Origin of the sequence: Agromyces cavernae, assembly GCF_021044935.1 — a bacterium.
GTDB lineage: Bacteria > Actinomycetota > Actinomycetes > Actinomycetales > Microbacteriaceae > Agromyces > Agromyces cavernae.
The window spans coordinates 935,361-955,265 of the sequence record NZ_JAJNMP010000002.1 but is presented as its reverse complement, the minus strand read 5'-3'; the positions used below and the strand labels follow the sequence as shown (position 1 = coordinate 955,265).

21 protein-coding genes are annotated in these 19,905 nt (G+C 68.7%); 16 read left to right on the top strand and 5 right to left on the bottom strand.

Annotated features, from left to right (window positions below):
- Nucleotides 1-82: 82 nt before the first annotated feature.
- From LQ757_RS10440 to LQ757_RS10430, 3 genes are all read left to right on the top strand, one after another.
- Nucleotides 83-589, top strand: coding sequence for a sigma-70 family RNA polymerase sigma factor (locus LQ757_RS10440; protein WP_231047137.1), 507 nt, complete (start codon nt 83-85; stop codon nt 587-589).
- On the top strand, nt 586-1,305 hold the full coding sequence (locus LQ757_RS10435) for an anti-sigma factor family protein (protein WP_231047136.1): 720 nt from the start codon (nt 586-588) through the stop codon (nt 1,303-1,305). The genes LQ757_RS10440 and LQ757_RS10435 overlap by 4 nt, the downstream gene beginning before the upstream one ends.
- Nucleotides 1,306-1,418: 113 nt before the next feature.
- The gene (locus LQ757_RS10430; protein ID WP_231047135.1) at nt 1,419-1,913 is read left to right on the top strand and encodes a COG4315 family predicted lipoprotein; all 495 of its coding nucleotides are present in this window, start codon (nt 1,419-1,421) and stop codon (nt 1,911-1,913) included.
- 43 nt (nt 1,914-1,956) lie between these two features.
- Here the strand turns inward: LQ757_RS10430 and LQ757_RS10425 are convergent, their stop codons facing one another.
- Complete coding sequence (locus tag LQ757_RS10425) at nt 1,957-2,154, bottom strand: hypothetical protein (protein WP_231047134.1); 198 nt, start codon at nt 2,152-2,154, stop codon at nt 1,957-1,959.
- 301 nt (nt 2,155-2,455) lie between these two features.
- Here LQ757_RS10425 and LQ757_RS10420 point away from each other — a divergent pair, with 301 nt between their 5' ends.
- Nucleotides 2,456-2,896 (top strand): hypothetical protein, encoded by a 441-nt coding sequence (locus tag LQ757_RS10420; RefSeq protein ID WP_231047133.1) that lies wholly within the window; start codon nt 2,456-2,458, stop codon nt 2,894-2,896.
- Here the strand turns inward: LQ757_RS10420 and LQ757_RS10415 are convergent.
- A complete protein-coding gene (locus LQ757_RS10415) occupies nt 2,838-3,599 on the bottom strand; it encodes a CPBP family intramembrane glutamic endopeptidase (protein ID WP_231047132.1) in 762 nt (253 codons plus the stop codon). The genes LQ757_RS10420 and LQ757_RS10415 overlap by 59 nt on opposite strands.
- A gap of 211 nt (nt 3,600-3,810) precedes the next feature.
- Here LQ757_RS10415 and LQ757_RS10410 point away from each other — a divergent pair, with 211 nt between their 5' ends.
- From LQ757_RS10410 to LQ757_RS10385, 6 genes are all read left to right on the top strand, one after another.
- Entirely contained in the window at nt 3,811-5,433 is a 1,623-nt protein-coding gene (locus LQ757_RS10410; RefSeq protein WP_231047131.1) for a peptide ABC transporter substrate-binding protein, read from the top strand.
- A gap of 131 nt (nt 5,434-5,564) precedes the next feature.
- Nucleotides 5,565-6,491 (top strand): ABC transporter permease, encoded by a 927-nt coding sequence (locus tag LQ757_RS10405; protein WP_231047130.1) that lies wholly within the window; start codon nt 5,565-5,567, stop codon nt 6,489-6,491.
- Nucleotides 6,484-7,452, top strand: coding sequence for an ABC transporter permease (locus LQ757_RS10400; protein ID WP_231047129.1), 969 nt, complete (start codon nt 6,484-6,486; stop codon nt 7,450-7,452). The genes LQ757_RS10405 and LQ757_RS10400 overlap by 8 nt, the downstream gene beginning before the upstream one ends.
- Complete coding sequence (locus LQ757_RS10395; protein ID WP_231047128.1) at nt 7,449-9,167, top strand: dipeptide ABC transporter ATP-binding protein; 1,719 nt, start codon at nt 7,449-7,451, stop codon at nt 9,165-9,167. Before LQ757_RS10400 ends, LQ757_RS10395 begins: the two co-directional genes overlap by 4 nt.
- A 241-nt stretch (nt 9,168-9,408) precedes the next feature.
- Nucleotides 9,409-11,313 (top strand): translational GTPase TypA, encoded by a 1,905-nt coding sequence (gene typA / locus LQ757_RS10390; RefSeq protein WP_231047127.1) that lies wholly within the window; start codon nt 9,409-9,411, stop codon nt 11,311-11,313.
- 324 nt (nt 11,314-11,637) lie between these two features.
- Nucleotides 11,638-12,315 carry a M23 family metallopeptidase gene (locus tag LQ757_RS10385; protein ID WP_231047126.1) on the top strand — a complete coding sequence of 226 codons (678 nt, stop codon included), beginning with the start codon at nt 11,638-11,640 and terminating at the stop codon, nt 12,313-12,315.
- Nucleotides 12,316-12,462: 147 nt separating this feature from the next.
- On the opposite strand, the gene LQ757_RS10380 is transcribed toward LQ757_RS10385, so the two are convergent.
- Nucleotides 12,463-13,278, bottom strand: coding sequence for an enoyl-CoA hydratase/isomerase family protein (locus LQ757_RS10380; RefSeq protein ID WP_231047125.1), 816 nt, complete (start codon nt 13,276-13,278; stop codon nt 12,463-12,465).
- A 138-nt stretch (nt 13,279-13,416) separates the two neighbouring features.
- On the opposite strand from LQ757_RS10380, the gene LQ757_RS10375 reads away from it, so the two are divergent.
- From LQ757_RS10375 to LQ757_RS10355, 5 genes are all read left to right on the top strand, one after another.
- Entirely contained in the window at nt 13,417-13,875 is a 459-nt protein-coding gene (locus LQ757_RS10375; RefSeq protein WP_231047124.1) for a hypothetical protein, read from the top strand.
- Nucleotides 13,876-13,886: 11 nt separating this feature from the next.
- Nucleotides 13,887-14,354, top strand: a complete 468-nt coding sequence (locus LQ757_RS10370; protein WP_231047123.1) for a hypothetical protein — start codon at nt 13,887-13,889, stop codon at nt 14,352-14,354.
- A gap of 38 nt (nt 14,355-14,392) precedes the next feature.
- Nucleotides 14,393-14,713: a ferredoxin gene (fdxA, locus tag LQ757_RS10365; RefSeq protein ID WP_231047122.1), complete on the top strand. Its 321-nt coding sequence runs from the start codon at nt 14,393-14,395 to the stop codon at nt 14,711-14,713.
- 2 nt (nt 14,714-14,715) lie between these two features.
- On the top strand, nt 14,716-15,831 hold the full coding sequence (dapC, locus tag LQ757_RS10360; protein WP_308195605.1) for a succinyldiaminopimelate transaminase: 1,116 nt from the start codon (nt 14,716-14,718) through the stop codon (nt 15,829-15,831).
- Nucleotides 15,832-15,997: 166 nt separating this feature from the next.
- A complete protein-coding gene (locus LQ757_RS10355) occupies nt 15,998-17,296 on the top strand; it encodes a citrate synthase (RefSeq protein WP_231047346.1) in 1,299 nt (432 codons plus the stop codon).
- Here LQ757_RS10355 and ctlX read toward each other — a convergent pair.
- Both ctlX and ocd read right to left on the bottom strand, forming a co-directional pair.
- Nucleotides 17,281-18,312 carry a citrulline utilization hydrolase CtlX gene (gene ctlX, locus LQ757_RS10350; protein ID WP_231047121.1) on the bottom strand — a complete coding sequence of 344 codons (1,032 nt, stop codon included), beginning with the start codon at nt 18,310-18,312 and terminating at the stop codon, nt 17,281-17,283. The two genes, LQ757_RS10355 and ctlX, sit on opposite strands and share 16 nt — an antisense overlap.
- 3 nt (nt 18,313-18,315) lie before the next feature.
- Complete coding sequence (ocd, locus tag LQ757_RS10345) at nt 18,316-19,344, bottom strand: ornithine cyclodeaminase (protein ID WP_255681174.1); 1,029 nt, start codon at nt 19,342-19,344, stop codon at nt 18,316-18,318.
- A 122-nt stretch (nt 19,345-19,466) separates the two neighbouring features.
- On the opposite strand from ocd, the gene LQ757_RS10340 reads away from it, so the two are divergent.
- Nucleotides 19,467-19,898 (top strand): Lrp/AsnC family transcriptional regulator, encoded by a 432-nt coding sequence (locus tag LQ757_RS10340; protein ID WP_231047120.1) that lies wholly within the window; start codon nt 19,467-19,469, stop codon nt 19,896-19,898.
- Nucleotides 19,899-19,905 lie beyond the last annotated feature (7 nt).

Here is a 19,905-nt window from a genome sequence, read left to right as displayed (position 1 = left end):
TTCCCGGTTCACCGGAACGCCGATCACAGCATCGGTGAACCGATCGTGCCGCCGCCTCGTTGTGAAGGGCAGGAGGTGACGGATGCCCCCCGATGATGACAGCCGCCTCGTCGCGTTGTACGACGCGCACGGCCCGTCGGTGTGGCGGTACGTGGTGCACCTCACGGGTGACGCGGCCGGCGCCGACGACATCGTGCAGGAGACCCTGCTGCGGGCCTGGAGGAGTCCCCGGATCCTCGCCCAGGAGCCCGCGTCGACCAGGTCGTGGATGTTCACGGTCGCCCGCAATCTCGTGATCGACGAGGTGCGGAGCGCCCGTCGCCGCCACGAGGTCGGGGTGGCCGAACTCCCCGAACGCGCGCACGACGACGCCACCGACGCCCTGTTCGAGAGCCTGCTGGTGGAGGAGGCCCTGGTGACACTGTCGGTGGAGCATCGTGCGGTGATCGTTCATGCCTATTACGGCGGATGCAGCGTGGCCGAGGTCGCGCGGCGCCTCGGCATCCCCGAGGGCACGGTCAAGTCACGACTGCACTACGGACTCCGGGCCCTGCGGCTCGCGCTGCAGGAGAAGGGAGTGACGCGATGAACCCGAATCACGCGCGCTTCGCGGAATGGGACTCGGCCTATGTGCTCGGCGCACTGTCGCCGACGGATCGGCGCGAGTTCGAGGAGCACCTCGAGACCTGCGAGCTGTGCATGCGGGCCGTCGCGGAACTCGCCTCCATGCCCGGGCTGCTCGCCCGGCTCGCACCCGATCGGGCCCGAGCTCTCGCGCAAGACCCTGACGGGGCATCCGCACCGGTGCCTCGCGACGACCTGCTCGAGGCGGTACGCCGCGCCGATCGGCGTCGCCGTGCACGTCGCACGCGGTATTGGTGGGGCGCCGTGGCGGCGGCAGCGGCGGTTGCCGTCCTGGCGATCGTGCTGCCGCTGAACCTGGGTCAACCCGCGACGGCGCGGGAGTCGGTCGCGTTCGAAGCGGCCGTCGACATCCCCCTCACCGCCACGGCCACCCTCACCCAGGTCGGGTGGGGTACGAGGATCGAGCTCGACTGTCGCTACGGCGACGGCGACGGCGACATCGACGTGCCCGCGGGCGGATGGCCGTACTCGCTCGTCGTGATCGAACGCGACGGCACGCGAAGCGAGGTCTCGAGCTGGCGTGCACGCCCCGGCGCGGGCGCGCGCCTGTCGGCCGCCTCGGCCGCCGACCTCGACGACATCGCCTCGCTCGAGATCAGGGCGATGGCCAGCGGAGAGGTGCTCATGCGCGGCGTCTCGGGCGAGCCGCCGCCGCGGTGAACGAACCCCGCGGCGTTGAACGAACTCCGCGCCGGTGAACCTTTCGGGCCGGCGTCTCGTGTTTCCGACGTGGCCGCGCATGGCGGTCGCGAGCACGAGAGAAGGGTCTTCGCATGAAACTGCGCATTGCAGCCGGACTCGCCGTCGCGGCACTCGCGGTCGCGCTCACAGGCTGTACGACACCAGCGGCCGAGGAGCCACCGGCCGACACCGCCACGCCGACCGAGACCCAGACCGAGGCGCCCGCGGAGTCGTCGTCCGTGCTGACCACGGCACAGTCGTCGCTCGGCGAGATCGTCGTCGACGGTGAGGGCATGACGGTCTACATGTTCGACAACGACACCCAGGGGGCCGACGCGAGCGTCTGCGAGGGCGAGTGCGCCACCAATTGGCCCGCGGTGACCACGGATTCCGAGAGCCCCGAGGTCGAGGGGGTGACCGGCGAGGTCGGCACCATCACGGGCGTCGACGGTTCCACCCAGGTCACGCTCAACGGATGGCCGCTCTACTACTTCATCGGCGACGAGGCCGCCGGCGACACGAACGGCCAGGGCGTCCAAGAGGTCTGGTGGGTGCTGAGCCCTGCCGGAGAGAAGATCGGGCCCTGACCGACGTACGAGCGGTCGCCCGGCGAGCGCGTCGGGCCGCCGCTCACGCGCGGGCAGGTCGGGGTGCCGCGTGGCGGCCAGCTTCCGTGTACTCACGGCGGCCGGACGCGACGACGGCACCCGTGCGGCGCTCCAGGAAGCGGAGCTCCGCAGCGCGGATCTCCGCCTCGGTCGCAGTGAACCGGCGGTCCGTCCGGCGGGCTGCGAGGCCGCCCGCGACGATGGCGTGTGCGAGATCCATGGTTCCGTTCGTTTCGTCGGTGCGGCGGAAATCGGCCGCGTTCCTCCAATGCTGGTCGCGGTCGCGGCGCGGGGGATCCGGGCATTCCCGAACGCCTCGTCGGGGCCTGCACCGAGTTGTGAGCGTGCAGTCGATCGGGACTCCACGAGCCCGGGGAGTCCCGGCGCCCTGACCCGCTGAACAGCTCACGGACGCGTGTGATCCGGCGCGGCGCGGCACGTGCCGGGTCACACGCCTGCAACCGTGTCGCCGGACGCCCTCGCGCGATAAACTGAGGATCATTCGCACAGGGAGGTGCCGCATGCTCACCCTCGACGTCCTCACGGTCATCGGATTCGTCGCGGCCTTCATCGGAGTGAGCGCCGCCACGGCCGATGTCACCGGCATCGAGAAGCGCCTTCGGCGGCTCGACCGGGGCGACCCCGCCACCGCCGAGGCGGTGCGCCGCGCGCAGGCCGTCACCGACCTCGCCCGCGGCGGGTTCTTCGGGCTCGAGTCGATCGTCATCGTCTGCACGCCCTCGCGCCGCAACCTGCACCTCAGCGGCGATGACGAGGTCGAGACCGTGACCGCGCCCCCGGTGCGGCCCGCGGCCATCGCGTCGACACCCCAGGGGCGCCACCTGGTCGCCCGGCGAGCGCGTCCGCGACGGCGTCTCGCCCGGGGCATCCGACGCCTCCTGGCTACTCGGGCGGGGCGAACAGCTCGGGCCACCAGCCGACCGCCAGCGGGTAGCCGATGAACGAGATCATGTCGAGCATCCAGTGCGCGATGACGAGCGGCATGGTGCGCCCCCAGCGCTGGTAGCACCATCCGAAGACGATCCCCATCGCGACGTTGCCGGCGAACGGCCCGAAGCCCTGATACAGGTGATACGTGCCGCGCAGCAGCGCGCTCGAGACGATGGTCGTCCACGGGCCGACTCCGAGTTCGCGCAGCCTCGTGAACAGGTAGCCGACGACGATCACCTCCTCGGTGAGCGACGCCTTCAGCGCAGCGAGCACGAGGATCGGCACCGTCCACCAGTGCGCGTCGAGGGGTGAGGCGACCACCGCGACGGTCCAGCCGGCAAGTCGACCGATCGCGTAGAGCGCGATGCCCGGGATGCCGATCACGGCGACGAGCGCGAGGCCGGATGCCACGTCACGGCCGGGTCGCGTGAAGTCGAGGCCGATGCGGCGGAACGGGCTGCGCCCCGGCTGCCAGAGCAGGTAGAGTGCGAGCGCGACGACGAACAGCCCGAAGAAGACGTCGAGGAACTGGTAGGTGAGGTCGAGCCATTCGCGACTCGATCGCGACTGGTTGAGTGCCGCCGACTGCTCGGCGAGCGGACGCGTATCAGTGACGCGAGCGACGATCGACACGATCGAATACACAGCGGATGCCCCGAGCGAAAGCCCGAGCACGATGCCCACCTCGAGTCGCAGTCGACTGTCGGAACGCATGCCGCAATCATCGCATGGCGCGCGAGAACGCAACAATCGTGCGTGTTCACGACGGATTCCGTCGGTCGTCGCGCTGCAAGGTTGCGCATCGGTAACGGTTTCCGAGTCGAGTTGGCAAGTCTCAGGAAGGGTTCGTAGTGTCGAAGGCACTAAGCGCTCAGGCGGCCACGAGCCGTCCTGCTTTTTCGCGCACATCTCACCAGGAGGAACATTGAAGATCAAGAGATACGGCGTTGCCGCCTTTGCTCTTGCTGCCGCCGGCGCGCTCGTGCTCACAGGCTGCACGACCGGTGGAGCCGAGCCGACGGCCCCGGCCGGCGACCCTGAGGCGATCATCACGACCAACGGCTCGGAGCCGCAGAACCCGCTGATCCCCACGAACACCACCGAGACCGGTGGCGGCAAGATCGTGACGTCGCTCTTCGCGGGCCTCGTCTCGTACGACGCCGAGGGCGCCATCGAGTTCGACGTCGCAGAGTCGATCGAATCCGAGGACTCGCAGCACTGGACCGTCACGCTCAAGGAGGGCCAGACCTTCACCGACGGCACGCCGGTCACCGCCGACTCGTTCGTCGACGCATGGAACTACGGTGCGCTCTACAGCAACGCGCAGAGCGCCTCCTACTTCTTCGACAACATCGAGGGCTTCAGCTACACCGAGGACAGCGAGCTCACCGGCCTCAACGTGGTCGACGAGCGCACCTTCACGGTCGACCTGGTCGCGCCTGAGGCCGACTGGCCGCTGCGCCTCGGCTACACGGCGTACTTCCCGCTGCCCGAGGTCGCGTTCGAGGACATCGAGGCCTTCGGCCAGAACCCGGTCGGCAACGGCCCCTACATGTTCGCCGCCGAAGACGCGTGGACGCACGAAGAGAAGATCGACCTCGTGAAGAACCCCGACTACGACGGCGTTCGCACGCCGGTCAACGGTGGTCTCACGATCGTCTTCTACACCTCGCAGGACACGGCGTACGCCGACCTGCAGGCGGGCAACCTCGACGTGCTCGACGCCGTGCCCGACTCGGCCCTCGCGACCTTCGAAGAAGAGTTCGGCGACCGTGCCGTCAACCAGCCGGCAGCCATCTTCCAGGGCTTCAACATGCCGTTCTACCTCGAGCACTGGGGCGACGATGAAGAGGGCGACCTCCGTCGCGCTGCCCTCTCGATGGCGATCAACCGCGACGAGATCACCGACGTGATCTTCCAGGGCACGCGTCAGCCGGCGTCCGACTACACCTCGCCGGTCATCGCCGGATGGACCGACAGCCTCGAAGGCGCCGAGGTCCTCGAGTACAACCCCGAAGAGGCGCAGGCCAAGTGGGCCGAGGCCGAGGCCATCGCACCCTACGGCGACACCGTCCTCGACATCGCCTACAACGCCGACGGCGGCCACCAGGCCTGGGTCGACGCGGTCGCGAACAGCATCGCCAACACCCTGGGCATCGAGGCTGTCGGCAAGCCGTACCCGACGTTCGCCGCGTCGCTCGACGACCGCGAGAACGAGAAGCTGACCGGTGGCGTCCGTGCCGGCTGGCAGGGCGACTACCCCTCGATGTACAACTTCCTCGCGCCGCTGTACCGCACCGGTGCCGGATCGAACTACGAGGGCTACTCGAGCGAGGAGTTCGAGAAGCTGCTCGACGACGGCGCCCAGGCGTCGAGCGTCGAAGACGCCACCGCGCTCTGGCAGCAGGCTCAGGAGGTCCTCCTCACCGATCTCCCCACGATCCCGCTGTGGTACTCGAACGTGACCGGCGCTTCGGCCGACACGGTCGACAACGTGGTGTTCGGCTGGGACTCGGTTCCGCTGTACACCGAGATCACCAAGGGCTGAGACGTAACCCGTCTGTATAATCCCTGAGGCAAGATGTCCGGGGCGGCGACGCCCCGGACATCTTGCTGATCTATGCTCGATTCGTGATTGCGGTAAATAATGCTCTCAGCAACAACAACTGAGGAGAGCTGATGCTCTGGTACACCGGTAAGCGTCTCCTCCAAGTCATCCCCGTGCTCCTCGGAGCAACCTTCCTCATCTACTTCATGGTCTTCGCCATGCCGGGCGACCCGATCGCGGCGCTCTACGGTGACCGCCCGCCGGCGCCCGGTGTGATCGAACAGATCCGCGAGCAATACCACCTCAACGATCCGTTCATCGTTCAGTACTTCTACTACCTCGCCGGTATCTTCCAAGGCGACTTCGGTGTCACCTACTCGGGTCAATCGGTCAACGACGTCCTGGCTCGCACGTTCCCGGTCACCATCCGCCTCGCCCTGCTCGCGATCTTCTTCGAGATGGTCGCCGGCATCTTCGTCGGCCTCGTCAGCGGTCTTCGCAAGGGCGGCATCTTCGATGCGACCGGCCTCGGCGTGAGCCTCGTGCTCATCTCGCTGCCGATCTTCGTCATCGGCTTCGTGGCCCAGTACTTCCTCGGCATCCAGCTCGGCTGGTTCAGCCCCACGGTCGGCGCAGGCGCTCCGCTCGAAGACCTGATCCTGCCTGCACTGGTGCTGGCCAGCATCAGCTTCGCGCAGATCGTGCGACTCACCCGGTCGTCGGTCATCGAGACCTCCGGACTGGACTTCGTGCGCACCGCGTACAGTAAGGGACTCACGCGCCGACGCATCGTGCCCGTGCACATCCTGCGCAACTCGCTGATCCCGGTCGTCACCTACCTGGGCACCGACTTCGGCACGCTGCTCGTCGGAGCCACCGTGACCGAGGGCATCTTCAACGTGCCCGGGGTCGGTCGCACCCTCTATCAGGCGATTCTTCGCGGCGAAGGACCCACGGTTGTGTCCTTCGTGACGATCATGGTGCTGCTGTACCTCGTCGTGAACCTCCTGGTCGACCTTCTCTACGCCGTACTCGACCCGAGGATCCGTTATGCCTGATTCGATTGATACGACTACGTCGAAGCCTCGTCCCGAGCACTTCGTCGCTCCGCTCGAAGAGACCCCGCTCGAGGCGATCGACACCATCAAGGCCGAGGGCAAGCCGTCGAACCTCTGGATCGACGCGTGGGCCGACCTGCGTCGACGCCCGATGTTCTGGATCTCGGCGGCGCTCATCCTCATCATCGTGTTCGTCGCCCTGTTCCCCGGCCTGTTCACGAACGAGCCGCCGAACTCGAACTGCCAGCTCGCCAACAGCAACGGCGCCCCCACCGAGGGGCACCCGCTCGGGTTCACCCGCCAGGGCTGCGACGTCTGGTCGCGCATCGTGCACGGTGCCGCCACGTCGCTGAGCGTCGGCATCATCGTGACCACCCTGGTGTTCACGCTCGGCGTGCTCTTCGGCGCCTTCGCCGGGTTCTACGGCGGATGGGTCGACGGCCTGCTCTCGCGCATCGGCGACATCTTCTTCTCGATCCCCTACATCCTCGCGGCCGTCGTCATCATGTCGGTCCTCGCGAACTACCGGAACGTATGGGTCATCTCGCTCGCGATCGGCGTGTTCGCCTGGCCGGTCACGGCGCGCGTGCTCAGATCCGAGATATTGAGGGTGAAGAACTCCGACTACGTGACCGCGGCGACCGCGATCGGCGTCTCGCGATTCAAGATCATGTGGGCGCACGTCGTGCCCAACTCGATCGCACCGGTGATCGTCATCACCACGATCGCGCTTGCAGGTGCCATCGTGGCCGAGGCGACGCTCTCGTTCCTCGGTGTCGGACTGCCCACGAACATCATGTCGTGGGGCAACGACATCGCCCAGGCGCAGACGACCCTGCGAACGGCACCCCAGGTGCTGATCTATCCGTCGATCGCGCTGTCGCTCACCGTGTTCTCGTTCATCATGATGGGTGAAGTCATCCGCGACGCCCTCGACCCGAAGGCGAGGGCACAGCGATGAGCACCCCACTTCTCGAAGTCAAAGACCTCGAAGTCGCGTTCCGCACGCAGAACGGCCTCGTGCAGGCCGTGCGCGGGGTGAGCTTCAGCCTCGAGCGTGGTTCGAGCCTCGCGATCGTGGGCGAGTCGGGCTCCGGCAAGTCGACGACCGCGCACGCGATCATCAACCTGCTGCCCGGCACCGGGTTCATCTCGGGCGGGCAGATCCTGCTCGACGGCCAAGACCTCACCAAGGTCAACGAGCGCGAGATGGAATCGATCCGCGGCCGCAAGATCGGGTTCGTCCCGCAAGACCCGATGTCGAACCTCAACCCGGTGTGGTCGATCGGCTTCCAGGTCGAGGAGGCGATCCGTGCGAACGGCATCGCCACCGGGAAGAAGGCCGTCAAGAAGCGCGCCATCGAGGTGCTGAAAGAGGCCGGTCTGCACGATGCGGACCGCCGCCTCAAGCAGTTCCCGCACCAGTTCTCGGGCGGCATGCGCCAGCGCGTGCTCATCGGCATGGGCCTCGCGGCGAACCCGCAGCTCCTCATCGCCGACGAGCCGACCTCGGCGCTCGACGTCACCGTGCAGCGGGTCATCCTCGACCACCTCGAATCGCTCACCCGCGAACTCGGCACGACGCTGCTCTTCATCACCCACGACCTCGGCCTCGCTGCCGAGCGTGCCGAGCAGCTGCTCGTGATGTACAAGGGGCAGGTCGTCGAGGCCGGTCCGTCGGTCGAGATCCTGCAGAACCCGCAGCACCCCTACACGCAGCGGCTCGTCGCCGCGGCGCCGAGCCTCGCCTCGCGCCGCATCCAGGCGACGGGCAGCATCGCCGCCGCCGAGACGGCGATGGCGAGCGACGCGGCCACCGCGGCGGGCGACACGATCGACCTGATCGCGACCGCCGAAGCGCGCGTCGAGGCACTCGAGGCGGCTGCGGCCCAGCCGCCGGCCATCGTGGTCGAGAACCTCACCAAGGTCTACAAGATCCGCGGTGCGGGCGACTTCACGGCCGTCGACGACGTCTCGTTCCAGATCGCAAAGGGCACCACCACGGCGCTCGTGGGCGAGTCCGGTTCGGGCAAGTCGACAGTGGCGAAGATGCTGCTGAAGCTCGAAGACGCGACGGCGGGCAAGATCGTGGTGGGCGGCACCGACCTCTCGACGGTCACGCAGAGGGACATGTTCGCCCTCCGCGGCCGCATGCAGCCGGTCTTCCAAGACCCCTACGGTTCGCTGAACCCGTTGCGCAACATCGGCAACACGATCGCCGAGCCGCTGTCGACGCACAAGGTCGGCACCAAGGCGTCGCGTCGTGAGCGGGTGTTCGAGCTGCTCGACCAGGTGTCGCTGCCGCGCACCCTCGTCAGCCGCTACCCGAACGAGCTTTCGGGCGGTCAGCGTCAGCGCATCGCGATCGCGCGTGCGCTCGCGTTGAAGCCCGAGATCGTCATCCTCGACGAGGCGGTCTCGGCGCTCGACGTGCTCGTGCAGGCACAGATCCTGCGCCTGCTCGCCGACCTCCAGGCCGAGCTCAACCTCACGTACCTCTTCATCACCCACGACCTCGCGGTCGTGCGCGTCATCGCCGACAACGTCTGCGTGATGCAGCGGGGGCGCGTGGTCGAGGCGGCCAGCACCGACGAGGTGTTCGACAACCCGAAGGAGCAGTACACCCGCGACCTGCTCGCGGCCATCCCGGGCGCCAACATCCCGCTCGGGGCGTAGCTCTCCGGCGCCCTCGACGGGCACGCGAACGCCCGGCATCCGTCCACTCGGATGCCGGGCGTTCGGCGTTCGCAGGCTTCTCCATCGAGCGCACGGTAGGCTATACCGGCGCGCGCCGTCGATTCGGCGTCTCGCGCTCTCCCAAAGACCTTCACAAAAGCGCTTCCCGCGCTCCCGTCGTGCCGCCATCCGCGGCCACCGGGGCGCCGCGCGAAGCCCACCAAGCCCAGAGGACCGAACCATGGCGAACGCCACCCGCAACGACCTGCGCAATGTCGCGATCGTCGCCCACGTCGACCACGGCAAGACCACGCTCGTCGACGCGATGCTGAACCAGACGCACTCGTTCGCCGAGCACGCCCACGTCGAAGAGCGCGCCATGGACTCGAACGAGCTCGAGCGCGAGAAGGGCATCACGATCCTCGCCAAGAACACGGCGATCTCGTACAACGGGGTGCACTCGAACGGCAGTCCCGTCACGATCAACGTCATCGACACCCCCGGTCACGCCGACTTCGGCGGCGAGGTCGAGCGCGGGCTCTCGATGGTCGACGGCGTCGTGCTGCTCGTCGACGCGAGCGAGGGTCCGCTCCCGCAGACCCGGTTCGTGCTGCGCAAGGCGCTCGAGGCCCGCATGCCGGTGATCCTGCTCGTCAACAAGACCGACCGGCCTGACGCCCGCATCGACGAGGTCGTCGCCGAGAGCCAGGACCTGCTGCTCGGCCTCGCGTCCGACCTGGCCGACGACGTGCCCGACCTCGACCTCGACGCGATCCTCGACGTGCCGGTCGTGTACGCGTCGGGCCGCAACGGGGCCGCGAGCCACCGCAAGCCCGAGAACGGCGAACTGCCCGACAACGACGACCTCGAGCCGCTCTTCGAGGCGATCCTGCAGCACATCCCTGCGCCGACGTACGACGACGAGCACCCCCTGCAGGCCCACGTCACGAACCTCGACGCGTCGCCGTTCCTCGGCCGCCTCGCGCTGCTGCGCGTCTTCCAGGGCACCATCAAGAAGGGCCAGACCGTCGCGTGGGTCAAGCACGACGGCTCCGTGCAGAACGTGCGGGTCACCGAGCTCTTCCTCACCAAGGCACTTGACCGCTATCCCGCCGAGAGCGCCGGCCCCGGTGACATCGCGGTGGTCGCGGGCTTCGAGGACATCATGATCGGCGACACGCTCGCCGATCCCGACGACGTTCGGCCGCTGCCGATCATCGCTGTCGACGAGCCGGCGATCTCGATGACGATCGGCACGAACACGTCGCCGCTCGTCGGCAAGGTCAAGGGTCACAAGCTCACGGCCCGCATGGTGAAGGATCGCCTCGACCGCGAGCTCGTCGGCAACGTCTCGCTGAAGATCGTCGACATCGGCCGCCCCGACGCCTGGGAGGTGCAGGGCCGCGGCGAGCTCGCGCTCGCGATCCTCGTCGAGCAGATGCGCCGCGAGGGCTACGAGCTCACCGTGGGCAAGCCCCAGGTGGTCACGAAGCAGGTCGACGGCAAGACGCACGAGCCTTTCGAGCACCTGACGATCGACGCCCCCGAGGAGTACCTCGGCGCGATCACCCAGCTGCTCGCTGCGCGCAAGGGCCGCATGGACAACATGTCGAACCACGGCACGGGCTGGGTGCGCATGGAGTTCATCGTGCCGAGCCGCGGTCTCATCGGGTTCCGCACCGAGTTCATGACCACGACCCGCGGCACTGGCATCGCGAATGCGATCTCGCACGGCTACGACGCGTGGGCCGGCCAGATCGTGACGCGCAACAACGGGTCCATCGTCGCCGACCGTGCCGGCGTCGTCACGCCGTTCGCGATCATCGCCCTGCAGGAGCGCATGACCTTCTTCGTGAACCCCACCGAAGAGGTGTACGAGGGCATGGTCATCGGTGAGAACTCGCGCGCCGACGACATGGACGTGAACATCACCAAAGAGAAGAAGCTCACGAACATGCGCTCGTCCACGGCTGACACGTTCGAGTCGATGACTCCCTCGCGGCAGCTCTCGCTCGAGGAGTGCCTCGAGTTCGCCCGTGAAGACGAGTGCGTCGAGGTCACCCCGGCGGCGGTGCGCATCCGCAAGGTCGAGCTCGACGCGACGGCTCGTGCGCGCGCGGTGTCGCGCCTCAAGAAGCAGGGCTGAGCGAACCCCGAAGCGGATGTCGCGGGCTCGGCCCGCGACATCCGCTTCGCTGTTCCCGCGTCGTTGCTGGCAGAGATCGCTCTCACGCATACTGGGCGGAAATACATGACGTACGCATGAACCTCCCAGAATCACTGCGTACGGTAGCTGAGATTGTCTCGATCTCGAGGCAGTTCCTTGCCCCGAAACCCGAATCTCAGATACGTAACGCACTTGATGACTTCCCCCATGCATGGCCGCCGTGCGGCCGCCCCAGCCCCTGCCCGCCCCCGACTCCAGCGCCGCCCCCGCCGCGCGGTGCGCCCGACGTTCTCGGCTCTCGCCATGTCGTTCGTGGCCGCGATGATGCTCGCCACGAGCGTGCCCGCGCTCGCGGTCACCGCGACCGACGGCACGGAGACCGCATCGGTCTACGCGCCCGTCGCCGAAGACACCGTGAGCTACGAGCCGCAGGCCCTCGAGGTCAGCGAGGAGGCCGAGATCTCGACGCTCGCCGCCGAGGCGTACGACGTCGAAGCAGCTCCGCCGCCCATCGTCGTCGAGGCCCCGAGCGGAGGCTCGGTGTCGATCGCCGAGGGCGACGCCATCGTGTGGCCCGTAGTCAGCTGGGAGAAGCGCGCCTCGGGCTTCGGTCCGCGAAGCGCTCCCTGTGGCGGCTGCTCGACGTTCCACGACGGCATCGACTTCAACCCGGGTGACGGCACCCCGGTCATGTCGATCGCCGACGGCGTCGTCGTGCTCGCCACCGAGAACGGCGGAGGCCTCGGCGTGAACGTCGAGGTGCAGCACAACATCGGCGGCGAGCTCATCACGAGCTCGTACGCCCACATGCAGTACGGGTCGATCGCGGTGTCGGTCGGAGAGCGCGTCACCGCGGGCCAGCAGCTCGGCCTGGTCGGTACGACCGGTCAGTCGACCGGACCGCACCTGCACCTCGAGATGTTCGGCGGCGACGGCGTTCGCTTCGACGGGTTCGCCTGGCTCTCGGAGCGCATCGGCTGATCGCCCGGGGTTGGTTGAGGAGCGAGCGAAGCGAGCGTCTCGAAACCCGCTCGCCACGCAGCGAGGGTTTCGAGACGCTGGTTTCGAGGCGGCGCTTCGCGCCTCCTCAACCCACCGCCTTCGTCGCTCCTCAACCCACTGAGGTGCTCACGACCCGGTGAACGAGGGCTCGCGTTTCTCGAGGAACGCGGCGACCCCCTCGTGCATGTCATCGGTGCGGAACGCGTCGCGGAACCCCGCGACCTCGAGTTCGCTCGCGGTCTCGGTCGGCGTGCCGGTCGCCGTGACGAGTACCCGCTTGGCGAGGCCCACCGCTGGGGCTGCATTCCCGGCGACGAGGTCGAGGGTCTCCCGCGCACCCGCCAGAAGGGCGTCGCGGTCGGGGAACCTGCGCACGACGAGTCCGATCTCGACGGCCTCGTCGATACCGATGCGCCGCCCCGTGTAGATGAGCTCCTTGGCGCGGGCGAGGCCGACGGCACGCGGCAGTCGAACGGTGCCGCCGAAGCCGGGGATGAGACCGAGCTTCACTTCGGGCTGGCCGAACCCCGAGGCATCCGTCGCATAGATGAAGTCGCAAGCCAGAGCGACCTCGAGGCCCCCGCCCAGCGCGAATCCGTCGACGCACGCGATGACGGGTGCGGGGAGCGCCTCGATGACGGCGGCGAGCCGATGCCCGAGCAACGCCGTCGCCTCGCCCTGCTCGGGCGTGAAGCCCGCGAGCTCCCGGATGTCGGCACCGGCGACGAACGCCCTCCCGCCCGCGCCGACCAGGATCACGCCGCGCACGGCGGCGCCCTCGGCGGCGAGGGACTCGAACGCCTCGGCGAGGGCGGTGAGCACCGCGGGGGAGAGGGCGTTGAGGGCCTTCGGGCGATCGATGATCACGGTCGCGATCGCGCCGTCGCGCTCGATGCGCACATCGGCACCGCCGGCGGTGTCATCGGTCGTGGTCTCGGTCATCGTCATCGATCCTCTCCGTGCGACGGGGCGTCGGCACCACGCTACGGCATGGGCTCCGCTCGACCGCGCGTCGGTAGACTCGGAGCGGCGAGCGGCCGACGTCGCTCGGTGCCCGCCAACGATCGACGAGGAGCCACCATGCCCACCACCGCTTTCGCCCGCCGAGCCGCCGCCGCCGCAGCGCTCGCCGCACTGACGTCGGCGCTGCTCACGGGCTGCTTCTCGAATCCCGTCGAAGACCTCGTCAACCAGGGCGTCGAAGATGCCGTCGAAGGCGCCACGGGCGGCGACGTGAGCCTCGGCGGTGAGCTTCCCGCCGGCTTCCCCGAGTCCATCCCGCTCATCGAGGGCGAGGTCGGGTTCAGCGCGGGCACGGGCGGCGAAGAGGGCTGGATCGTGGTCATCAACTCGACCGCGGCGGATCCCATGGCCGAGGCCGTGTCGGCGCTCGAGGGCGCCGGCTTCACGAAGAACACCGAGCTCTCGGGCGGTGGTGGCGGGGCCGTCGTGTACTCCGACGGTGAGCACGTCGTGCTCCTCGCGAGCGAGGGCGAGACCGTCACGTACACCGTCACCCCGCAGCCGGCGCAGCAGTGAGCGTCACGCCGATGACCCCGCCGGCCGGCACGTCGTCGAGCACCGCCGCCGGATCGTCGAGCGGGGCCATCGGCGGCCGCATCGGCACGCTCCTCGTTTCCTTCTTGATCGGGGCGCTGTACGGCGCCGTGGCGACGATCGGTCATCGCGCCACGCTGCGCATCGGCGAGCTGGCGATCCCCTGGGGTCTCGTCGCCGCGCTCGTGGGTGTCACGGCGCTCATCCTCGGCATCCGACTCGTCGTGCCGGGCCGCGCGACGGCGGCTGCCGCGGCCGCCGGCGTCGTGGTCGTCATCGCGCTGCTCACCCTTGCGGGTCCGGGCGGATCGGTGCTCGTCGTCGGCGACCTCTCCGGCACGATCTGGAGCATCGCCCCCGCGCTCATCGCGGTGCTCGTGGTCGCGTGGCCCGAGTTGCCGCCCCGGCGACGCGCCGACCCCGACGGCCGTGCCGCCGCCGACGGTCCCGCGGACGCCTAGACTGGAATCCCAGCCTTCCGAAGGAGCGCCGAACCGCCGTGACCTATGTGATCGCCCTCCCGTGTGTCGATGTCAAAGACCGTGCCTGCATCGACGAGTGTCCCGTCGACTGCATCTACGAGGGTGAACGCTCGCTGTACATCCACCCCGACGAGTGCGTCGACTGCGGGGCGTGCGAGCCGGTGTGCCCGGTCGAGGCGATCTATTACGAAGACGACCTGCCCGAGATGTGGGCCGACTACTACAAGGCCAACGTCGAGTTCTTCGACGACATCGGCTCGCCCGGCGGCGCCGCGAAGGTCGGCGTCATCGCCAAGGACCACCCGGTCATCGCCGCGCTGCCGCCTCAGGCGCACTGACCGTGGGGCGTGCGGCGCTTCCCGATTACCCGTGGGACCTCATGACGCCGTTCCGGGAGCGCGCCGCCGCGCATCCCGACGGGGTGGTCGACCTGTCGATCGGGTCGCCGGTCGACGAGACCCCGGCCATCGTGCGCGAGGCGCTCGCCTCGGCCACCGACGCGCACGCGTACCCGCCGACCGTCGGCACCGACGAGCTGCGGGCGACGATCGTCGAGTGGTTCGCGCGGCGCCGCGGGGTCACCGGCCTCACGCCAGCGCACGTGCTGCCGACGATCGGGTCGAAGGAGCTCGTCGCCCTGCTGCCGTTCCTGCTCGGCCTCGGCGAGGGCGACGTGGTGGTGCATCCGCGCGCCGCGTACCCGAGCTACGAGATGGGTGCCGTGCTCGTGGGCGCGACCGCGATGGCATCCGACGATCCCGCCGCCTGGCCTGCGGCGACGAAGCTCGTGTGGCTCAACAGCCCGGGCAACCCCGACGGGCGGGTGCTCACGGTCGACGAGCTGCGGGCCGCCCGCGAGCGTGCGCTCGAGCTCGGTGCCGTCATCGTCGGCGACGAGTGCTACGCCGAGCTCGGCTGGCAGGGCGAGTGGGCCGACAGCCCCGTGCCGAGCCTGCTCGATCCGCGGGTCGTCGGCGACAGCCGTCGCGACACCCTCGTCATCTACTCGCTCTCGAAGCAGTCGAGCATGGCCGGATACCGCACGGCCTTCGTCGCCGGATGCCGCACCGTGATCGCGCGGCTCACGACGGTGCGCAAGCACGCCGGGCTCATGCTGCCGCAGCCGCTGCAGCACGCCATGATCGCGGCACTCCGCGACGACGTGCACGTGGCCGAACAGAAGCAGCGCTACCGCGCGCGCCGCGACCTGTTGAAGCCCGCGCTCGAGGCGGCGGGGTTCCGCATCGACCACAGCGAGGCGGGGCTCTACCTCTGGGCCACCGAGGGCCGCGACGCGTGGGACTCGATCGGCCGTCTCGCCGACCTCGGCATCGTCGGCGGACCGGGACATTTCTACGGGGTGCACTTCCCCGAGCACGTGCGGCTCTCGCTCACCGCGACCGATGAGCGAGTGCAGGCGGCGGCCTCGAGGCTGCGAGCGGCCGCACGCCCGTAGCATCCGTCTGTGCGCCTCTCCAACGGATGGACGATTCTCTTGGCGGATGCAACAGTGTGCCGATGGCACGTCTAGGCTGTATCTCGGGCTACGCGCCGACCGGCGCGCCGCCAGAAGGCAGGTGACCGCGCAAGTGACGATCACAGGAGGCGCCGTGAGCGACGTCGTGAACAATGCAGAGGGGCAGAACCCCGCAGCTGCAACGCTCTCATTCCCCGGCGGACGGGCCGAGTTCCCGATCCAGCGGTCGGTCGACGGCAACTCGAGCCTCGACCTCGGCACCTTCACTCGTCAGACCGGGCTCACCGCGCTCGACTACGGTTTCGTGAACACCGCCTCGACGCGGTCGGCCATCACCTATATCGACGGCGAGCAGGGCATCCTGCGCTACCGCGGCTATCCGATCGAAGAGCTCGCCGAGCACTCGACATTCCTCGAGGTCGCGTGGCTGCTCATCTACGGCGAACTGCCCACCGCCGACCAGCTCGCCGAGTTCGACGAGAAGGTGCGCCGCCACACCCTGCTGCACGAAGACCTCAAGCGCTTCTTCTCGGCGCTGCCGCACACGGCGCACCCCATGTCGGTGCTCTCGAGCGCGGTCTCGGCGCTCTCGACCTATTACGAGGACTCGATCGACCCGCACGACCCCGAGCACGTCGAGCTCACCACGTTGCGCCTGCTCGCCAAGCTGCCCGTGATCGCGGCCTACGCCCACAAGAAGAGCGTCGGGCAGGCGTTCCTCTACCCCGACAACTCGCTCGACTTCGTGCCGAACTTCCTGCGGCTGAACTTCGGCAACATGGCCGAGCGCTATGTCGAAGACCCGACGCTCGCGAAGGCCCTCGACCGGCTGCTCATCCTGCACGAAGACCACGAGCAGAACGCGTCGACCTCGACCGTGCGCCTCGTGGGCTCGACCGGTGCGAACCTCTACGCCTCGATCTCGGCCGGCATCCAGGCGCTCTCGGGCCCGCTGCACGGCGGTGCCAACGAGGCCGTGCTCGATATGCTCGCCCGCATCCGCGACTCGGGTGAGGGCGTCGGCAGGTACGTCGAGCGGGTGAAGAACAAGGAAGACGGGGTGAAGCTCATGGGCTTCGGGCACCGCGTCTACAAGAACTACGACCCGCGCGCGAAGATCGTCAAGCAGTCGGCGAACGAGGTGCTCGCCGGGCTCGGCGTCAGCGACCCGCTGCTCGACATCGCGCAGGAGCTCGAGCAGTTCGCCCTGCAGGACGACTACTTCAAAGAGCGGCGCCTGTACCCGAACGTCGACTTCTACACCGGCGTCATCTACAAGGCCATGGGCTTTCCGACGCGCATGTTCACCGTGCTGTTCGCCATCGGGCGCCTGCCCGGCTGGATTGCGCACTGGCGTGAGATGAACCTCGACCCGGCCACGAAGATCGGCCGCCCGCAGCAGCTGTACATCGGCGAGCCCGAGCGGCACTACCCGGGCATCTGAGCCGGCTCGGCTTCACGGACTGAGGCGGCCTCAGGGGCCGGGGTGGCCGTGCGGGCCGACACGGTCGACAGCGCCTCGTGTTCCGGTGCCCGCTGCGGCCGCGGGTCGAGGTGCACTCCGGCGAGCATGCACCGGACCGATCCGCCCGCGAGCTCGATCGTCGGCACGTCGAGCGGCATGAGTCGCGCGGAGCGCTCGATGAGCGCGCGCTGCTCGCCGGTGAGTGCGTTGAACGCGCGGCGCGAGAGTGCGAGTACCCGACCGTCGCGCGCCTCGAGTTCGATCGCGTTGCCGCAGAACTCGTCGAGCTGCCGGCTCGTGAGCTCGATGACGGCGCGTCGGCCGCGCCCGGCGAGCCGCTCGGCGAGCTCGATTCGGCGCATCGGCGACGTGATCGCATCGAGGCCGACGAGGGCGAACTCGGTGGCCACGGTCATCATGACGTTGGTGTGGTAGATCGGGATATCGCGTGCGTCGGAGGCGTCGAACACCATGGGCTCGTACCCGAAGTTCGTGCAGAACCGTTCGAGCGCGACCGGGTCGGCGCGATTCGAGCGGGCGGCGTAGGCGATGCGGAACTCGTGGTCGAGCACCATGGCGCCGGTGCCCTCGAGGAACACATCGTCGTACTCGAGACCCGAATAGTCGATGACGTCCTGCACCCGGTACTGCGCCTTGAGGTGGTCGACGATGTCGCCGCGTCGCTCACCGCGCCGGTTGGCCGTGAACATCGGGTAGAGCGCGACATGCCCGCCCGAGTGCGTCGAGATCCAGTTGTTGGGGAAGACGCTGTCGGGCCGGTCGTCGCGCTCGTCGTCGAAGAGGTGCACGGTGACGCCGGCTGCGTCGAGCGCTTCGGCGGCGCGCGTGACCTCCTCGAACGCGGTCGCCGCGACTCGGGTGAGATCGAGGCCGTCGGCATCGGCCTGGAAGCCGTTGTCGGCCAGTGTCGCCTCGTTCGGGCGGAAGCGGTGCGGTCGCACCATGACGACCGCCGACGGTGCCTGCACCGACACGGCTCAGCCCACCGGGGAGAATGCGCCGACGAGCCCGAAGAGGTCCTTCGGGTCGTCGGGGTCGGCTACGAGATCGATCTCCTGCGCATAGCGCGTGCCCGCCACGCGCTCGCGCACGTAGCGCAGCGCCGAGAAGTCCTCGATCGCGAAGCCGACCGAGTCGAACACCGTCACCTGCTCGGCGTCGGTGCGGCCGGGTGCCCGCTCGGTGAGCACCTCCCAGAGCTCCGTGACCGCGAAGTCGTCGCCGCGCTGCTGGATCTCGCCCTCGATGCGGGTCTGCGGGGTGTACTCGACGAACACCGCGCTGCGGTCGAGGATCGCGGCGTCGAGTTCGGTCTTGCCGGGGCAGTCGCCGCCGATCGCGTTGAGGTGCATGCCGGGTCGCACGAGCTCGTCGGCGATGACCGTGGCGCGGGCCTTGTCGGCGGTGCACGTGGTGACGACGTCGGCGCCGTCGAGGGCCTCGGCGACGCTGCCGGCGACCTCGATCGTGAAGCCGAGAGGCAGCAGGTTGCGGGCGAGCTTCGCGACCGCGTCGGGGTCGACGTCGTAGACGCGCAGGCGATCGATGCCGAGCGCCGTGCGGAATGCGAGCGCCTGGAACTCGGCCTGGCTGCCCGCGCCGATCATCGCCATCACCCGCGAGTCGGGGCGCGCCAGCGCGCGGGCCGCGAGTGCGGAGGTGGCCGCGGTGCGCAGCGCCGTGAGGATCGTCATCTCGGCGAGGAAGTTCGGGTAGCCGTTGTGCACGTCGGCGAGGACGCCGAACGCGGTCACCGTCTGGTAGCCGCGTGCCGGGTTCGACGGATGTCCGTTCACGTACTTGAAGCCGTAGGTCTCGTGGTCGCTCGTGGGCATGAGCTCGATGACGCCGAACGGCGTGTGGCTCGCGACTCGGGGGGACTTGTCGAACGACTCCCAGCGCCGGAAGTCGCGGTCGAGTTCGCCGACCAGGCCCGCGATCACCTGCTCGGGGCCGGTGCTCGCCACCCAGGCGGCCATGCTGCGTACATCGACGAAACTCGTCATCGGGATCCTCTCGGTCGTGCCATCGAGCCTAGATTTCGGCGATATGCAACGGCAACGCCCGAAGCGTGCACGAATCGTCGTAGGACAGCACAGAACGTAGAGCATCGATGTACGATCTGTGCATGGCGGTGCTCGACGACCTCGACCGGCGGCTGCTCGCCGCGTTGCGCGAAGACGGGCGTGCACCGGTGGCGGGCCTCGCACGCACCCTCGGCGTGGCCCGGGCGACCGTGAACAGCCGCATCGATCGGCTCGTGGCATCCGGAATCATCGTCGGATTCTCGGTGCGCGTGCGCGACGAGCTCGAACCGCTCGCCATCCACGCGATCTCGCTCATCGAGGTCGAGGGGCGCACGACCGACGACGTCATCTTCGGGCTGCGGGGCATACCCGAGGTGATCGCGCTGCACACGACGAACGGCGGTTGGGACCTCGTCGCCGAGCTGCGCACCGAGAACCTCGCCGAGTTCGACCGCGTGCTCGGGCGCATCCGGTCGATCGACGGCGTCGTGAACAGCGAGACGAGCCTGCTGCTGAGTTCGGTGCTGCGGTAGGCGTCAG

Excerpts from the sequence above, each read along its gene's own strand:
- LQ757_RS10340 (WP_231047120.1), top strand. The coding sequence starts at position 19,467 with ATGGCGGTGCTCGACGACCTCGACCGGCGGCTGCTCGCCGCGTTGCGC.
- LQ757_RS10395 (WP_231047128.1), top strand. The coding sequence starts at position 7,449 with ATGAGCACCCCACTTCTCGAAGTCAAAGACCTCGAAGTCGCGTTCCGC.
- typA (WP_231047127.1), top strand. The coding sequence starts at position 9,409 with ATGGCGAACGCCACCCGCAACGACCTGCGCAATGTCGCGATCGTCGCC.
- LQ757_RS10440 (WP_231047137.1), top strand. The coding sequence starts at position 83 with ATGCCCCCCGATGATGACAGCCGCCTCGTCGCGTTGTACGACGCGCAC.
- LQ757_RS10435 (WP_231047136.1), top strand. The coding sequence starts at position 586 with ATGAACCCGAATCACGCGCGCTTCGCGGAATGGGACTCGGCCTATGTG.
- LQ757_RS10405 (WP_231047130.1), top strand. The coding sequence starts at position 5,565 with ATGCTCTGGTACACCGGTAAGCGTCTCCTCCAAGTCATCCCCGTGCTC.
- LQ757_RS10370 (WP_231047123.1), top strand. The coding sequence starts at position 13,887 with ATGACCCCGCCGGCCGGCACGTCGTCGAGCACCGCCGCCGGATCGTCG.
- LQ757_RS10430 (WP_231047135.1), top strand. The coding sequence starts at position 1,419 with ATGAAACTGCGCATTGCAGCCGGACTCGCCGTCGCGGCACTCGCGGTC.
- LQ757_RS10385 (WP_231047126.1), top strand. The coding sequence starts at position 11,638 with ATGTCGTTCGTGGCCGCGATGATGCTCGCCACGAGCGTGCCCGCGCTC.
- LQ757_RS10380 (WP_231047125.1), bottom strand. The coding sequence starts at position 13,278 with ATGACCGAGACCACGACCGATGACACCGCCGGCGGTGCCGATGTGCGC.
- LQ757_RS10420 (WP_231047133.1), top strand. The coding sequence starts at position 2,456 with ATGCTCACCCTCGACGTCCTCACGGTCATCGGATTCGTCGCGGCCTTC.
- ocd (WP_255681174.1), bottom strand. The coding sequence starts at position 19,344 with ATGACGAGTTTCGTCGATGTACGCAGCATGGCCGCCTGGGTGGCGAGC.
- LQ757_RS10415 (WP_231047132.1), bottom strand. The coding sequence starts at position 3,599 with ATGCGTTCCGACAGTCGACTGCGACTCGAGGTGGGCATCGTGCTCGGG.
- LQ757_RS10425 (WP_231047134.1), bottom strand. The coding sequence starts at position 2,154 with ATGGATCTCGCACACGCCATCGTCGCGGGCGGCCTCGCAGCCCGCCGG.
- LQ757_RS10375 (WP_231047124.1), top strand. The coding sequence starts at position 13,417 with ATGCCCACCACCGCTTTCGCCCGCCGAGCCGCCGCCGCCGCAGCGCTC.
- LQ757_RS10400 (WP_231047129.1), top strand. The coding sequence starts at position 6,484 with ATGCCTGATTCGATTGATACGACTACGTCGAAGCCTCGTCCCGAGCAC.